Genomic DNA, 15050 nt, shown 5'->3' on the forward strand with positions numbered 1-15050 from the left:
TGCCTCCTTTGGCAGCGGCTAAGTCAGGCGGGGATAGGTCGCATGCGGATTATCGATCATGATCTTGCGCACGAGATCGGGGGTGAGACCTGCGGGCAGCGCCTCCTGGCCGTCGAACTGCCAGTGCGGATAGTCGGTGGAGAATACGACCAATTCGTCCGACTGCATATGATCAAACAGGCGAATTAATGTCGCCTCATCCGGCGGCGCATCGAATGGCTGTAACGAAAAGCGGATGTTGCTGCGCACAATGTCCAGCGGCGCGCGATCGACCCACGGCGTCTCCATCCGCACGCCGCGCCAGAACTTGTGCAGGCGCCAGAGAAATGGCGAGATCCAGGACACCCCGGATTCCAGCATCACCATTTTCAGCAACGGATATTTGGCGAACACGCCCTCGACGATCAGGCTGGTGAGCTGGGTCTGGAACGCCTGGGCCTGACCGGCATAATCCTCGATGTGGTAGGAACCCCACCCCACGGCGGTCGGCGGATTGTGATAGGCGGAACCGGCATGAATGCCGATCGGAAGGTCCAGCCGTTCTGCCGCCTCGTAGATCGGCCATAGCGCGCGCTTGCCGAGCGGCGTGTCGCCCATCACCAGCATCAGCACCTGCACGAAGCGGCGGTCCGCCGCACAGCGCTCGATCTCGGCGACGGCCTTCTCGACGCTTTGGGTGGGGATCACGATGGAGCCGCGCAGCCGCGTATCGCGATCAAGCCATTCCTTCACGAGCCAGTCGTTCAGTGCGCTGCAGAAGGCGGCCTGCAGATCCTCGGAAAACACCATCTGCACGCCATAGAGCGGATTGCAGATGGCATGGGAGAGCTGAAAGGGATCGAGCACATGGCGCTGCATGTCCGCCCGGCTTTCGCCCGGCTTGCCGCTTTCGGGGCGCCAGTCGGGCCGCGCCGTGATCGGCGAGTTCTGCGGGTAGGATTGCGAGATGAGATCGACCATGCCGCGCGTCGTCACCTGATCGCGCCAATAGTCGTTCAGGTACGGCAGCAGGCTGGTCAGATGCGGCACGGCCGGATGCACATCGCAATCCACCCCGCCGGCGATCAGGGACGCCATGACGTGTCCTTCAAGTTTCCTCGTCGCGTCGTCTCGCGGGCGGCGCTTGGTCTTGACTGCCATTCAAGCAGGCCTGCCCGTTGGCTGCAACTCGGCCAACGGCGCTGTCATATGCTAGAAAGGCCGAGCTCGGTTGCGAAGGCATAAGGGGTCAAGGCATGAAAGAGCTCGTCGGCATTGCGGAACAGGTGGCAGCGAAATTGATCGCGCGCAAACAGACCATTGCCGTGGCGGAATCCTCGACCGGCGGCCTGATCTCGGCCAGCCTTCTCGCGGTGCCCGGCGCGTCGGCCTATTTCCTCGGCGGGGCCGTGGTCTACACCCGCGATGCCAGGCGCGTGCTGATGGATATTGCGGACGAAGGAATGAAGGGCTTTCGTTCTTCGTCGGAGCCCTACGCGCAACTGCTGGCCGAGCGGATGCGCAGCCGTTTCAATTGCGATTGGGGCCTGTCCGAGACCGGCGCGGCGGGTCCCACCGGCAATCGCTACGGCGATGCGGCGGGCCACAGCTGCATGGCGGTCGCCGGGCCCGCGGTCGAGGTGATGACGCTGGAGACGGGCAGCAACGACCGCTTCGCCAATATGCAGATATTTGCAGCGACAGCGCTGAAATTGCTGTTGAAGAATCTGGAGCGGTGAGTTCCGGGGCGCGAAATATCGCGCCAGATCCAGTAGTTGTTTTGCCCGTCATTGCGAGCGAAGCGAAGCAATCCAGACTGTTGCCGCGGGCGGATTTTGGATTGCTTCGTCGCAAGTGCTCCTCGCAATGACGCGAAGGGCTAGTCATTGAATAGGGGCGGCGGCACGAACCCGCCGAACTCGCGTTCGATCAGCTCGGCGAGCTTCAGCGGCGTGCGGTCCTCGAGGAAGGGCCCGATGATCTGCACGCCGACCGGCAGCCCGTCCTTCGACAGGCCGAGCGGAACAGCCGTTGCCGGCAGACCCGTCAGCGTGGCGATGCCGGGCCAGGCAAGCTGGTCCGGATAGGGGTGGTCCTTGCCATCGATATTGATCCGGCGCTTTTCCTGCTCCGGCGAATGATCATGCGGATAGGCCGGGGTCGGCATGATCGGGCAGATCACCGCATCGAATGTCCTGAACAATTGCCGCCATTGCGCGCGCAGGCCGGCGCGGGCGCCTTCGTCGAACACCCAGGCCTGATGTGTGCTGGTCATGCCACGCAGCCGCTCGGCAGCAAGACTCTTGTCGTCGGGCGAGAGCTGCGCCGCTCCGGCACGCGCGCCGGCGAGAATGTCCGGCGGAGAGAAGGCGCCCAGAAAGCCCATCAGCATGCGCATATAGAGGCGAGAGGCTTCCGTGAAGTCTGGAAACAGCGGGCTTTCGCGCGTTATGCTCGCGCCGGCGCTCGACAATTGGTTCGCCAGCTTCTCGATGGCGCTGCGAATGTCGGCATTCGCAGGCAGCAGCGGGTGGCTGTCGATCACCAGCACACGGAAATCCTTCAGCGCGCGGTGTCGCGCCTCGGGCAGCGCAAGCTTGTATCCGACGCCCAGATCCAGCGGATCGGGACCTGCCATCACGTCCAGGAGCAGCGGCAGATCGACTGCACTGCGTGCCATCGGACCGATCACCGCCATATCGCGCTCCATCGGGATGGCTGGAAATGGCGGCGGCGTGTGGCCACGCGTTGGACAGAGATTGTAGGTCGGCTTGTGCGCATAAACCCCGCAATGAAAGGCCGGCACGCGCAGCGAGCCGCCGATGTCGGACCCGAGCGAGAGTGGTCCGTAGCCTGCCGCCAGCGCCGCAGACGAGCCGCCCGACGAGCCACCCGGCGTGCGGCCGAGATCGAATGGATTGTTGGTCGTACCGTAGATCTCGTTGTAGCTCTGCCAATCCGCCAACCCCACGGGCACGTTGGTCTTGCCGAGGATGACGCCGCCGGCACCCTTCACCCGCGTGATCGAGAGCGCATCCTCGGGCGGCTTGAAATCTTTCTGCGGCGTCCAGCCCCAGGTCGTGGGCAGGCCGGCGATGTTGAAGGATTCCTTGATCGTCATTGGCAGGCCGAGCAGCGGCTTGTGCTCGCCGCGGGCCAATGCGCCGTCCGCCTCGCGTGCGGCGTCCAGCGCGCGGTCGAAATCCCGCACGCAGATCGCGTTGACCTTGCCGTCGTGCCGTTCGATGCGGTCGATCGCATCCTGCGTGAGCTCGACCGCGGAAACCTTCTTCGCGGCCAACGCGGCCGACAGCGCGACCGCGCTCTTGAAGCTCCATTCGGATTTGGCCATGGGGCATCTCCTGTTCTTATTGTCGAACGATGATGCGCAGTTTGGCCCAGCACCGCAACCGCCGTTTGATCGCGATTGACATGTGAGCAAGACGGAACGCGGTGAGCCAAGCAATCACTCGCAGTCATCGCCCGGCTCGGGCGATCCAGTATTCCACCGGGGCCGATCGGACACGGAGAGGCCGCGGCGTACTGGATGCCCCGCCTTCGCGGGGCATGACACCGAGAGTGAGGCTGTTACGCCGCTCCGATCAATATCCCCACCGCCAGCACGATCGCGCCGCCGAGGACGATCTGGAACACGGCCTGGAGGAACGGTGTATCCATGTAGCGCGCGCGGATGAAGGCGATTGCCCACAATTCGAAGAACACGACAATTCCGGCAATTCCGGTCGCGATCCAGAATGCGTTGGCCCAGCGATCGGGCACGAGATAGGGCAGGGTGTGCCCAAGCCCGCCGAGCGTCGTCATCAAGCCGCAGGTGAGACCGCGCAGCCAGGGCGAACCACGCCCGGTCAGCGAGCCGTCGTCGGACAGCGCTTCCGCAAAACCCATGCTGATGCCGGCGCCGATCGAGGCGGCGAGGCCAACCAGAAACGTTTGCCAGTTCTGATGCGTCGCGAAGGCAGCCGCGAACAGCGGCGCCAGCGTCGAGACCGAGCCGTCCATCAGGCCGGCGAGACCTGGTTGCACATATTGCAACACGAACATGCGCCGGTTGGTGCGGTCTTCCTCGGCGCGCACGTCAGAACTCAGGATCTGGTCCGTCAGCTTCGCCGCCACCTCTTCGTGGCCCTTCTCAGCCTCGGCCAGATCGCCGAGCAGGCGGCGCACGCCGACGTCCTGCGCCTGCTCAGCCGCCTTCACGTAAAAGCGCTCGGCCTGCAATTCCATTGTCTCGACTTCCCTGCGGACGGTGTCGAGCGGCAGGTTCTTGGTGAGCCAGACCGGACGACGGCGCAGGAAGCCTTTGACATCCTCGCGGCGGATCGGGGGCAAATGCGGACCGAAGCGCTGCTCGTACATTTCCAGCAGCATGTGACGATGGCCGCGCTCTTCCTCGGCCATCTGCTCGAAGATCTTGGCGGAGTCCGGATAGCGCTCCTTGAGGTCTTCGGCGAAGCTCATATAGATGCGGCTGTCCTCCTCCTCGGAGGAGATCGCGACCGCAAGCACCTCGCGCTCGGTCAGATCGGCAAAATTCTTCACGGCGGCCCTGTCTGATTAGTTTAGAATAGTTCTAAACTATATAGGGCGCCGAAGTTCCCGGGTCAAATCACGCCGCGGCTCTTCGCCAGGAAATCGAGCAGCAGGCGGCTCACCTCGGCCGGCTGCTCCTGCTGCACCCAGTGACCGGCGCCGTCGACGAGGTGGCAGCCGAGCAGCTTCGTACAGGTTCGCGCCTGCATCGCCTCGAACACGCCGGGACGCTGATAGGTGCCCCAATCCTGCTTGCCCGAGATGAAGCAGGAGGGGACGTCGATGGTGCGGCCGGCCAGCAATTCGAGCTGGCTGTTGAATGCACCCGATGTGCCGCAGCGATACCATTGCAGGCCGCCCTGGAATCCGGTGCGGCCATATTCGGCGCTGTAGTAGGCGAGCTCGCGGTCGGGGAGCCATTGATTGGCCGCGATCGCGGCCGGCGAGGGCATCTCCTTCGCAACCGTCTCGGCCATGGTCTCGTTCAGGTCCATCACATAATAGGTCGGCAGCTTCGCCAACTCGTTCGCCGACCACGATTTCAGCGGATACGGCTTGTTGTCGGTCCAGTCCGCGCTCTTGTGATGATAGTAGGCGCGCAGGAAATCATGCACGCCTTGCGGCGCGCAGTGCATATCGGCATTCGCCGGGCGTGTCGCATAATACCACTGATAGTGCTTGCGTGGACGCGGCAAGGCGGCGAGCTCGCGATGCACGGGGTCTTCGGCCGGGGGCTTTGCCGGCGTGTTGAACGGCAGCGGCGGCGCTCCGCCGAACGGCGCGCTCATCATCGCCACCGAACGGAACACGTCGGGCCGCATCAGCGCGCACCAGGCCGCGACCGGGCTGCCGAAATCGTGGCCGACCACATCGACCTGCCTGTAGCCGAACGCCGACACCAGCCCGAGCGCATCCCGCACCAGGTTGAAGAGCGAAAACGGTGCGAGATCGCCGTCGTACTCCGCGCTCCATCCCGTCGTCCGGCCATAGCCGCGCTGGTCCGGCGCGATCACGTGATAGCCGGCCGCGCTCAGCGCCGGCATCACCTTGCGCCAGGAAAAAGCGAGCTCGGGAAAGCCGTGCAGCAGCAGGATGCAGGGCCGTCCCTTGGTCTCGAAGCCGGCCTCCAGCACGTGCATGCGCAGGCCGTTGATGTCGTCGACATAGCGTGAGCGAATGCCGGCGGGGAGCGGGATCTCGGGGAGGTCGGTCATTGCTTTCTCCACACGGGTGGAATCGTAGGGTGGGCAAAGGCGCGCTTTGCGCGCCATGCCCACCATCATTCTATAACGCGTTTGGCATGGTGGGCAGGCTTCGCTTTGTCCACCCTACGGCATCTCGGCTAGATCACACCGCCGCGCAGACGAAGCCGCTGCCCTTGCGCTTGATCTTCCCCACTGACGGCGACGGGAAATGCGCGGTGCAGCACAGCGTGTCGGTGTCGCAATAGCGTTCCAGGAAGCTGCGGCGCGTCGTTGCCGCCTTGGCCTGATCGAGGTCGAACTTGACCGACAGCTCCGGATAGAGCGTCTGGATCGGCGAGTGCATGAGGTCGCCGGAGAACACGGCGTCGTCCCTGCCGTGGCCCATCGTGATGGCGATATGGCCCGGCGTGTGGCCGGGCGTCGGCAGAATACGAACGTGATCGCCGATCTGGTGATCGTTGCCGACGAGCTCGTGGCGTTTGGCCTCGACCACCGGCAGCACGCTGTCCACGAAGGGGGCCACCTCCGCCTTCGCGTTCTGCTCGGTCCAGTGATCGAATTCCTGCTTGGCGAACACGTAGCGCGCTTTCGGGAAGGTCGGCACCCAGCGGCCATTCTCCAGCCGCGTGTTCCAGCCGACGTGATCGACATGCAGATGCGTGCACATCACGAAATCGATGTCGTCGGGAGAGAATCCGGCAGCGTTGAGTCCGCTCAGATAGGTGTTGTCGGTCTTCATGTTCCATTTCGGACGCTGCGGCCGCCGCTTGTCGTTGCCGATGCAGCTGTCGACCAGAATGGTGTGCTGCGGCGTCTTGATCACATAGGACTGGAAGCACAGCATCAATGTGTCGCTGTCATCCAGGGCTTTCGCCTCCCTCATCCATACGCGGTTCTCGGCCAGCAGCTCCGGTGTCAGCCCCGGCAACATCTCCAGTGCCGGCACGAACGAGGTTTCCTGCTCGATGATGCGATGGATGGTGAGATCGCCGACCGCGTATTTGAGGCTCATGAGAACTCCGAAGAGTTAAGCCGCGGGCGGCACCGAGATATTCACGGAGGGCCGCTCCAGCATCTTCTGGTGGAAGGCGTCGAGCTTCGGATAGGCCTTGCGCCAGCCGCAATCGGCGAAGCGGAAGTCGGCATAGCCGAGCACGCAGACGAGGCCGATCTGCGAGATATCGAACGGGCCGTTCAGCACTTCAGGCATGTTCTCGAAGCGCGCCATGCCGGTCCAGGCCCGGTTCCAGTGGTCGTCCGACCACGCCTGCCATTGCAGGCCCTGCGGCCGCACCATCTTCTCGTAGCGGCACAGCAGCATGGAATCGAGCATGCCGTTGATCAGGGCATGATTGGTCTTGGCCTTCCAGCGCCGCGGACCGTAATCGGGGATCAGGCTGCCGCCGGCCATCTCGTTGAGATATTCGACGATGACGTAGGAGTCCAAAATAACATCGCCGTCATTGGTGATCAGCACCGGCAGCTTCTTCAGCGGCGTGATCTTCGAATAGTCCTCGTTGGCCGTGCCGGGCGCGACGGTCGCCGGCGTGAACTCGATCTTGTCGATCAGCCCGAGTTCGATCGCGGCGATGCGCACCTTGCGGGCAAAGGGCGAGGCGGGGGAGAAGGTGAGCTTCATGGGACAATTCCCTGCGATCGGTCTTGAGCAAACGGTGTCTCCTCCGTCATGGCCGCGCTTGACCCGGCCATCCACGCGCTTCCGCGTGGTTAGACTGTGAGACGTGGATGCCCGGGACAAGCCCGGGAATGACGACGAGTGTTGCGCTGGCCGCGGCTTACGCCGCGACGATCTCCTGGCGCTGCTCGCCGAGACCCTCGATGCCGAGCGTGATGACGTCGCCGACATTGAGGAAGGTCGGCGGCTTCATGCCGAGGCCGACGCCGGGCGGGGTGCCTGTCGTGATGATGTCGCCGGGCAGCAGCGTCATGAACTGCGCGACATAGGAGATGCACTTGGCCATCGAGAAGATCATGGTCTTGGTCGAGCCGGTCTGGCGGCGCTGACCGTTGACGTCGAGCCACATCGGCAGGTTCTGCACGTCCTTGATCTCGTCCTTGGTGGCGAGCCAGGGGCCGAGCGGGCCGAACGTGTCGTGCGACTTGCCTTTGGTCCACTGACCCAGGCGCTCGATCTGGAAGGCACGCTCGGAGACGTCGTTGCAGACGCAGTAGCCGGCGACGTGGTTGAGCGCGTCGGCTTCCGAGACGTATTTGGCGCGCGTGCCGATGATCGCGGCGATCTCGACTTCCCAGTCGAGCTTGGTCGAGCCGCGCGGCTTCTCGACGGCGTCGTTCGGGCCGGACAACGAGGTGTTGGCCTTCATGAAAATGATCGGCTCGCTCGGGATCTCCGCGCCGGTCTCCTTGGCGTGGTCGCTGTAGTTGAGGCCGATCGCGACGAATTTCGACATGCCGGTGACGGGGGCGCCGAACCGCGGCTTGCCGGAGACGGCGGGCAGCGAGGCCGGATCGAGCGCCGCCAGTTTCTTCAGGCTCTCGGGCGAATAGGCCTCGCCGGTCAGGTCCTTCACATGCGCCGACAGGTCCCGCAACTGGCCGGATTTGTCGATCAGGCCGGGCTTCTCCGCACCCTTCTCGCCATAACGAACAAGCTTCATTCTCGTTTCTCCCTGGAATGGACCGATCGGTTGAACAGCTTCATGGAACAGGGCGGCGGGAAATTCAACCGCTCAAAGAGGGGCGCATTGCAGCCCTCTCGATTCGGGAGGTTGGTCCGGGGCACGAGACCTAGGCCAGCGCCTCGAACCTGAATGCGTCCCCGTCCCGCTTGATGTGCCCGGCCGAAAAATGCCCGCCGATTACCAGCGTCGGGGTGTCGGCAAACCGGCCGAACAATTCGCGCCGCGTCGCGGCAGATTGGCTCTGATCGGAATCCGCGGTCGAGGACCAGCCGAGATGCGCCATCTGGCAGGGATGATGGGCGACGTCGCCCGTCAGCAGTCCCTGCTCGCCGTCCGACTGGATCAGAATGCTCATATGCCCGGGGCTGTGGCCGGGGGTCGGGATCATGCTGATCTCGTCGCTGAGCCGGTGGTCGCTCGGGATCAACTCGGCCCGGCCGGCATCGACGATCGGCTTCACGGAATCGCCAAAAACGGCCCGCTTGTCCGGCTCGCTGGAATGGTCGCGCCAATGCTCATACTCGGTCCTGCCGAAGACATAGCGCGCGTTGGGGAAGGTCGGCAGCCATTTGCCGTCGACCCACTTCGTGTTCCAGCCGACATGATCGACATGAAGATGCGTGCACAGCACGGTATCGATGCTCTCAGGCGGAAAGCCCGCCGCAATCATCGTCTCCAGGAACGGCGTGGTGCGATTGTTCCAGGTCGGGACGTTGCGGCCCTGCTTGTCGTTGCCAAGGCCGGTATCGACCACGATGCGGCGCGTCGGCGTCTCCACCACCAGCGAATGGATCGACATTTTCAGCCGGCCTTCTTCCGTGGCGAAATGCGGGATCAGCCAAGGCAGCTTCTGGATTTCTGCATTGCTCGCCAAGGGCAAAATGAAGCGGGTCGACCCGACCGTCTCCAATTCCACGACCTTGGTTATTTTGACCCTGCCGACCTTCCACTGCATCCGGCGCATCCTCATGTTCTTGCTTTGGCGGGGAACATGCGCAGTTTCGCCGTCAGGCGCAATGGATCATCTGACGCGGTGCGGCGTTATCGCGGGAACCCAGGGAAAGACAAAGGGCCAGCCATGCCAGAGCTTGCGATTTCCGCGGAGAAGGTCGCCTTCATCATCGAAAAGGCGCGTGAATTCGACGTCAAGCAGGCGGATTCCGATCCGGATTCCGGCTCGAATGCGACGGATGACGATGCGGTCGACGTCCTCGAGGATGACGGCTCCGATCCGGTCGTCAACGAACTCGGAAGTTTCATCGTGGCCATGAACGAGGACGAGCAGATCGATCTCGTCGCGCTGACTTGGCTCGGCCGCGGCGACGGCACGATCGACGATTGGGACGATTTGCGCGCACGCGCGGTGGAGGCGCGCGCGGAGTATCGCAGTCCCCGGCGCGAAACGGCGCATTATCTGCTGGGTGAGCCGATGCTGGGCGATCTGCTCGCCGACGGGCTCGACGAATTCGGCGTCGACTGGACCGACGGAAACCCAGTCGCCGATTCATCCAGTCCGAGCCAGCGGGACGAAGACGAGCCCACCAAGCAACAGCGGTGATCCCGGCCGATATCAGCGCGCGCAGTCGACGACTACGGTGCCGAGCTTGTCGCCTTTCTCGACGGCGGCGTGGGCCTGCGCCGTCTCCGACAGCGCAAACTGCGCCGCGACATTGTGGATTCGCGGCCCCGCCGCCAGCCATTTCGAGATGTCGGCCTGCGCCGCCGCAAGCAACGCGGGCGGCAGCGCGAACAAGACGAGCGAGCGGAGCGTGATGCACTTCTCCATCAGCTCGCGCATCGGCACGGTCGGCGTGCGGTTGCCGTTCGTGGCGTAGACCGCGATTGTCGAGTTCATTGCCATCAACTTCAGGGTCGTCGCGATGTTGCCGCCGAAATCGACATCGACCAATCGGTCGACCCCGCGTCCGTCGGTGAAGGCCATCGCCTTGGCAACGACATCTTCGTCCCTGTAATTGACCACGAGGTCGGCACCGGCCTGTCGCGCCTGCTCGCCTTTCATCGCCGAGCTGACGGTCGCGATCACCTGCGCGCCGCCCCATTTCGCGAGTTGCACGGCGTAATGCCCGACTGCACCCGCGCCGCCGGTGACCAGCACCGACTTGCCGACGATCGGCCCGTCCGCGAACAGCGAGCACCACGCCGTCATGGCGGGAATGCCCAGCGTCGCGCCTTGCGCAAAAGAGAGATTGTCCGGCAGCGGCGTCACCAGATGCTCGGCAAGCGCGATATGCTCGGCCGCGGTGCCAAAGGCGCGGCCGTTGCGCTGGCCGTTGAACAGCCAGACCCTGTCGCCGATCTTGAACCGCGTCGCGCCATCGCCGATCTGGTCGATAAACCCCGCGCCATCGCTGTTCGGAATGACGCGCGAAAACTCCTTGGCGCGATAGCTGCCCCCGCGCCGGCCGACATCGGCCGGATTGACGCCGGAGGCTTCCAGGCGAATACGAACTTCGCCTGGACCTGCGACCGGCGTCGCCATCTCACCATAGGTGAGGACGTCCGCCGCCGGTCCTGTCTCCTCGTACCAGACCGCCCTCACAGCGTTCCCGGGAAGGCACCGCCATCGAGCAGAAGGTTCTGCCCGGTGATGAAGCCCGCCTTGGCGCCGCACAGGAATGCGCAGGCATAGCCGAACTCCTCGGGATCGCCGAAGCGGCCTGCGGGATTGAGCTTGGCGCGCTCGGCCAGAACCTGGTCCGGCGTGATGCCGCGCTTCTCGGATTCCCCCTTCGCGGTGCTGCGCAGACGGTCGGTTTCGAACGGGCCCGGCAGCAGGCCGTTGATGGTGACGTTGTTGATCACGGTCTTGCGCGACAGGCCGGCGATGAAGCCGGTGAGGCCGGCGCGCGCGCCGTTGGAGAGACCGAGGATGTCGATCGGCGCCTTCACCGCGGCCGAGGTGATGTTGACGATGCGGCCGAATTTGCGCGCCATCATGCCGTCTACGGTCGATTTGATCAGCTCGATCGGCGTCAGCATGTTGGCGTCGATCGCCTTGATCCAGTCGTCGCGGGTCCAGTTGCGGAAATCGCCGGGCGGAGGTCCGCCGGCATTGTTGATCAGGATATCCGGCTCGGGGCAGGCCTTCAGCACGGCCTCGCGGCCCGCCGGCGTCGTGATGTCGCCGACGATCTCGGTCACGGTCACATCAGGATAGGCCTTGCGGATGTCGTCGGCCGTCTTCTTCAGGGCCTCGGCGCCGCGCGCGGTCAGCGTGACGTGTACGCCGGCCTCGGCCAGCGAGATGGCGCAGGCGCGTCCGAGGCCTTTGCTGGATGCGCAGACGATGGCGCGGCGACCTTTGATCCCAAGATCCACTGTTTCACTCCCGTAATGTCATGCAGGTTTTTAAGAAGCCGCCATTCTAGCCAACCTTGGCGCCGCTGATAAGGGATTGGCTCGCATCAAAATGCATGCACGCCTGCGCGGCGATGCAAATGCGCCTGATCAGATGCGCCGCTCCTGCTTGAGACGGTCGATCGCGGAGGCCGCCTCCGGCGGCAGCGACTTGAAGCCCATCCGGCCCACCGTCGAGAACAGCGGCCTCAGGTGCGAGCCGGCGAGGAACGGCGGCTGGCGGTTGGCCGGCACGATCTGGTCGAACACCAGCACCAGGGTCGTGGCGACGAGGCCGACCCTGATGGCGCCGAGCGCTGCGCCGCCGAGCCGGTCGCCGATGCCGGCCTGCCGTATCGTGTCGCTCAGCGCCAGGCGGCCGAGATATCCAAACAGCATGCCGACCACCACGAAGATTCCGAAGAACCAGATCCAGTTCTGCAGCAGCGGCGCATTCGGATTGCCTGCGATTTGCGGGACGATCAGCGGCATCAGCGCGACGGCGATGGGGGCGGCGAGGAGATAGGCCAGGATCGTCATGGCGCTGCCGAGCAGGCCGGTCCTGAAACCGAAGCCGATCGCGACTGCGAGCGCCGCATAGACGGCGAGATCGAAACTGTTCATGCGCGTGACCCTGCCATGGAACGAATGAACGCAGAACCGATCATTCCGGTTTCAGATCGTTAAAATCGTCTGTATTGATGGCCCCAAAGCTCAGGGAAAGCGTCATGTCAGACCTATTCGACGTCAGTCAAGAAACCATCCTCGTCACAGGTGCGAGCCAGGGCTTGGGGCGGCAATTTGCCCGGGTGCTGGCGGCGCATGGCGCGGCCGTCGCGCTCGCGGCGCGGCAGACCGACAAGCTGAAGAGCCTGGAAGACGAGATCCGCGGCAAGGGCGGCCGTGCCGCCGCCGTCGCGCTCGACGTCACCGACACCGCATCGATCGCCAGGGCCGTCGATGCCGCGGAAGCCGCGCTCGGCCGGGTCACGGTGCTGATCAACAATGCCGGCATCGCCATCGAAAAGCTCGCGACCGAGCAGACCGAGGCCGATTGGGACGCGGTGATCGGCGCCAATCTCAAGGGCGCCTATTTCCTCGCGACCGAGATCGCGCGCCGCATGGTCGCGCGCAAGCAGGCAGGCAACATCGTCAACATCGCGTCCGTGCTCGGCACCGGCGTGCTGAAGGCGCTGTCGCCTTACGCGATCTCCAAGGCCGGCATCATCCAGGCGACGAAAGCGATGGCGCTGGAGCTCGCGGGGCAGAACATTCGCATCAACGCGCTCGCGCCCGGCTACATCGACACCGAGATGAACCACGCGTTCTGGTCAACGCCGCCGGGCGAGCGCCTGACCAAGCGCATTCCGCAGCGCCGCATCGGCGCCGAATCCGATCTCGACGGCGCGATCCTGCTGCTGGCCTCGAAGGCCTCGCGGTACATGACGGGCAGCGTGGTGACGGTGGACGGCGGATTCTTGCTGAATTGATTACCGTCGTCCCGGACAAGCGAGTTCACTCAGGCGTCGTCCCGGACAAGCGCAGCGAAGCGGAGCGCAGATCCGGGACCCATAACCACAGGGAGAAGTTTGGCGAAGACTCGTGGTTACCATCTCGTGCCACGACTACTCCCTGGGGTAATGGGTCCCGGCCTTCGCCGGGACGACAATGGAGCGAGAGTGTGCTTCAATACCCCCGCATCTCGCCCCTGATCATATCCGCCGCCTTCTCCCCGATCATGATGGTCGGCGCATTGGTGTTGCCGCCGATCAGCGTCGGCATGATCGAGGCGTCGACGACGCGCAGGCCTTCCATGCCGTGCACCTTCAGCGCCGGATCGACCACGGCCATCGCGTCAGTGCCCATCTTGCAGGTGCCGATGGGATGATAGACGGTGTCGACACGCGCGCGCAGGATGGCGCGGATGTCGTCGTCCGTTCTCACGTCGGACGTGAACATGTCCTTCTTCTGCAACGCGCGCATGGCGGGCGTCTCCATCAGCCGTCGCGTGGTCTTGAAGCCCGCGACCATCGTCTCGAGATCCTCTGCCTCGCCCAAGAAATTCGGATCGATCATCGGCGCCGCCAGCGGATCGGCGCTTTTCAGCCAGACGCTGCCACGGCTCTTCGGTCGCAGCAGGCAGACATGGCAGGAAAAACCCGCTTCCTTGTGCTTCTTGCGGCCGTGATCGTCGAGCATCGCGATGATGAAGTGCAGCTGGATGTCGGGCACATCGAGGTCGGCTCGGGTCTTCAGGAAGCCGCCGCATTCGGCGAAATTGGTGGTCATCAGGCCGCGCCGCTCCCGGCGGTATCGCTGGATGGCGCGGAGCAGGGATGGCAGCCGACCGAGCGATGAGTGGACGAAGTGCGGATAGTCGGAGGCGTAGACGAACACGAAATCCGGATGGTCCTGCAGATTGCGTCCGACGCCCGGCAAATGATGCGCGACGTCGATCCCGTGCGCGGCAAGCGCCTCGCCGTCGCCTATGCCCGACAGCATCAAGAGCTGCGGTGACTGGAATGCCCCTGAGGCGAGGATCACCTCGCGGCGGGCGCGCAGCTGCTTTGTCTGCTTGCCCTGGATGTATTCGATGCCGACCGCGCGCCCGCCTTCGAACAGGATGCGCGTGGCATGCGCCTGCGTCTCGACACGCAGATTGGCGCGCTTGCCCATGTGCGGATTCACATAGGCGCGCGCCGCGCTCCAGCGCTCGCCATTGTGCTGCGTCACCTGGTAGCTGCCGAGCCCTTCGTGGTCGTCTTCATTGAAGTCCGCGCGGATGCGGAACTGCGCCTCGCGGGCCGCCTGATGGAAGATGTCGTGGATCGGATTGTCCGCGCGCAGCCGGTTGACATGCAGCGGGCCGCCCTTGCCATGATACGCGCCGTCGAAATCGGCGTTGTTCTCCGAACGCTTGAAATAGGGCAGCACGTCCGCATACGACCAGCCGGCATTGCCGAGCGAGGCCCAGTGGTCGTAGTCCCATTTGTTGCCGCGGATATAGACCATGGCATTGATCGCCGAGGACCCGCCGAGCCCCTTGCCGCGCGGTTGATAGCCTATCCGGCCGTTCAATCCCTTCTGCGGCACGGTATCGAAGCCCCAGTTCGCCGTCTTGTACGGCAGGGCGAGCCCGAACGGCGTGGTGATCCGCCAATTGTCGTTCGGACCGCCGGCATCGAGCAGCGCCACGGATGTCCCCGCATCCTCCGACAGCCGCCCCGCCACCGCGCAGCCGCCGGAGCCCGCGCCCACGACGACGAAATCCAATGTGTCAGTCACTGATGTTCCC

At 64.2% G+C, this 15050-nt stretch carries 15 protein-coding genes; 3 read left to right on the forward strand and 12 right to left on the reverse strand.

Annotation, left to right across the window (positions count from 1 at the left end):
- Nucleotides 1–18: 18 nt before the first annotated feature.
- A complete protein-coding gene (locus AC0L3C_RS19520) occupies nucleotides 19–1077 on the reverse strand; it encodes an amidohydrolase family protein (protein ID WP_473279453.1) in 1059 nt (352 codons plus the stop codon).
- A gap of 158 nt (nucleotides 1078–1235) precedes the next feature.
- Between AC0L3C_RS19520 and AC0L3C_RS19525 the strand changes: the two genes are divergently transcribed.
- Nucleotides 1236–1718: a CinA family protein gene (locus AC0L3C_RS19525; protein WP_473408729.1), complete on the forward strand. Its 483-nt coding sequence runs from the start codon at nucleotides 1236–1238 to the stop codon at nucleotides 1716–1718.
- Between the two features lie 140 nt (nucleotides 1719–1858).
- On the opposite strand, the gene AC0L3C_RS19530 is transcribed toward AC0L3C_RS19525, so the two are convergent.
- From AC0L3C_RS19530 to AC0L3C_RS19560, 7 genes are all read right to left on the reverse strand, one after another.
- A complete protein-coding gene (locus AC0L3C_RS19530) occupies nucleotides 1859–3331 on the reverse strand; it encodes an amidase (protein WP_473408730.1) in 1473 nt (490 codons plus the stop codon).
- A 236-nt stretch (nucleotides 3332–3567) separates the two neighbouring features.
- Nucleotides 3568–4539, reverse strand: a complete 972-nt coding sequence (mbfA, locus tag AC0L3C_RS19535) for an iron exporter MbfA (protein ID WP_007605213.1) — start codon at nucleotides 4537–4539, stop codon at nucleotides 3568–3570.
- A gap of 62 nt (nucleotides 4540–4601) precedes the next feature.
- The gene (locus AC0L3C_RS19540) at nucleotides 4602–5744 is read right to left on the reverse strand and encodes an alpha/beta hydrolase (protein WP_473408731.1); all 1143 of its coding nucleotides are present in this window, start codon (nucleotides 5742–5744) and stop codon (nucleotides 4602–4604) included.
- A gap of 133 nt (nucleotides 5745–5877) precedes the next feature.
- Nucleotides 5878–6747, reverse strand: a complete 870-nt coding sequence (locus AC0L3C_RS19545; protein ID WP_473408732.1) for an MBL fold metallo-hydrolase — start codon at nucleotides 6745–6747, stop codon at nucleotides 5878–5880.
- A gap of 15 nt (nucleotides 6748–6762) precedes the next feature.
- On the reverse strand, nucleotides 6763–7374 hold the full coding sequence (locus tag AC0L3C_RS19550) for a glutathione S-transferase family protein (RefSeq protein ID WP_473408733.1): 612 nt from the start codon (nucleotides 7372–7374) through the stop codon (nucleotides 6763–6765).
- A 157-nt stretch (nucleotides 7375–7531) separates the two neighbouring features.
- Nucleotides 7532–8374, reverse strand: coding sequence for a fumarylacetoacetate hydrolase family protein (locus AC0L3C_RS19555; RefSeq protein ID WP_473408734.1), 843 nt, complete (start codon nucleotides 8372–8374; stop codon nucleotides 7532–7534).
- A 130-nt stretch (nucleotides 8375–8504) separates the two neighbouring features.
- Nucleotides 8505–9353 (reverse strand): MBL fold metallo-hydrolase, encoded by an 849-nt coding sequence (locus AC0L3C_RS19560; protein WP_473408735.1) that lies wholly within the window; start codon nucleotides 9351–9353, stop codon nucleotides 8505–8507.
- 123 nt (nucleotides 9354–9476) lie between these two features.
- Here AC0L3C_RS19560 and AC0L3C_RS19565 point away from each other — a divergent pair, with 123 nt between their 5' ends.
- Complete coding sequence (locus AC0L3C_RS19565) at nucleotides 9477–9956, forward strand: DUF3775 domain-containing protein (RefSeq protein WP_027515358.1); 480 nt, start codon at nucleotides 9477–9479, stop codon at nucleotides 9954–9956.
- 12 nt (nucleotides 9957–9968) lie between these two features.
- Here the strand turns inward: AC0L3C_RS19565 and AC0L3C_RS19570 are convergent, their stop codons facing one another.
- From AC0L3C_RS19570 to AC0L3C_RS19580, 3 genes are all read right to left on the reverse strand, one after another.
- On the reverse strand, nucleotides 9969–10958 hold the full coding sequence (locus tag AC0L3C_RS19570) for an NADPH:quinone reductase (protein WP_473408736.1): 990 nt from the start codon (nucleotides 10956–10958) through the stop codon (nucleotides 9969–9971).
- A complete protein-coding gene (locus AC0L3C_RS19575) occupies nucleotides 10955–11737 on the reverse strand; it encodes an SDR family oxidoreductase (RefSeq protein WP_007605221.1) in 783 nt (260 codons plus the stop codon). Before AC0L3C_RS19575 ends, AC0L3C_RS19570 begins: the two co-directional genes overlap by 4 nt.
- Before the next feature lie 129 nt (nucleotides 11738–11866).
- A complete protein-coding gene (locus AC0L3C_RS19580; RefSeq protein ID WP_473408737.1) occupies nucleotides 11867–12379 on the reverse strand; it encodes a CvpA family protein in 513 nt (170 codons plus the stop codon).
- Nucleotides 12380–12483: 104 nt separating this feature from the next.
- Between AC0L3C_RS19580 and AC0L3C_RS19585 the strand changes: the two genes are divergently transcribed.
- The gene (locus AC0L3C_RS19585; RefSeq protein WP_473408738.1) at nucleotides 12484–13245 is read left to right on the forward strand and encodes an SDR family oxidoreductase; all 762 of its coding nucleotides are present in this window, start codon (nucleotides 12484–12486) and stop codon (nucleotides 13243–13245) included.
- Nucleotides 13246–13441: 196 nt separating this feature from the next.
- Here AC0L3C_RS19585 and AC0L3C_RS19590 read toward each other — a convergent pair whose 3' ends face one another.
- A complete protein-coding gene (locus AC0L3C_RS19590) occupies nucleotides 13442–15040 on the reverse strand; it encodes a GMC family oxidoreductase (protein WP_473408739.1) in 1599 nt (532 codons plus the stop codon).
- Between the last annotated feature and the right edge of the window lie 10 nt (nucleotides 15041–15050).

The sequence above is a fragment of the Bradyrhizobium sp. WSM4872 genome (assembly GCF_055811715.1).

What these genes read in the sequence shown, in the direction of transcription:
- AC0L3C_RS19550 (WP_473408733.1), bottom strand. Translation starts at nt 7,374, where the DNA reads ATGAAGCTCACCTTCTCCCCCGCCTCGCCCTTTGCCCGCAAGGTGCGC.
- AC0L3C_RS19520 (WP_473279453.1), bottom strand. Translation starts at nt 1,077, where the DNA reads ATGGCGTCCCTGATCGCCGGCGGGGTGGATTGCGATGTGCATCCGGCC.
- AC0L3C_RS19580 (WP_473408737.1), bottom strand. Translation starts at nt 12,379, where the DNA reads ATGAACAGTTTCGATCTCGCCGTCTATGCGGCGCTCGCAGTCGCGATC.
- AC0L3C_RS19585 (WP_473408738.1), top strand. Translation starts at nt 12,484, where the DNA reads ATGTCAGACCTATTCGACGTCAGTCAAGAAACCATCCTCGTCACAGGT.
- AC0L3C_RS19560 (WP_473408735.1), bottom strand. Translation starts at nt 9,353, where the DNA reads ATGCAGTGGAAGGTCGGCAGGGTCAAAATAACCAAGGTCGTGGAATTG.
- AC0L3C_RS19565 (WP_027515358.1), top strand. Translation starts at nt 9,477, where the DNA reads ATGCCAGAGCTTGCGATTTCCGCGGAGAAGGTCGCCTTCATCATCGAA.
- AC0L3C_RS19545 (WP_473408732.1), bottom strand. Translation starts at nt 6,747, where the DNA reads ATGAGCCTCAAATACGCGGTCGGCGATCTCACCATCCATCGCATCATC.
- AC0L3C_RS19525 (WP_473408729.1), top strand. Translation starts at nt 1,236, where the DNA reads ATGAAAGAGCTCGTCGGCATTGCGGAACAGGTGGCAGCGAAATTGATC.
- AC0L3C_RS19540 (WP_473408731.1), bottom strand. Translation starts at nt 5,744, where the DNA reads ATGACCGACCTCCCCGAGATCCCGCTCCCCGCCGGCATTCGCTCACGC.
- AC0L3C_RS19530 (WP_473408730.1), bottom strand. Translation starts at nt 3,331, where the DNA reads ATGGCCAAATCCGAATGGAGCTTCAAGAGCGCGGTCGCGCTGTCGGCC.
- AC0L3C_RS19555 (WP_473408734.1), bottom strand. Translation starts at nt 8,374, where the DNA reads ATGAAGCTTGTTCGTTATGGCGAGAAGGGTGCGGAGAAGCCCGGCCTG.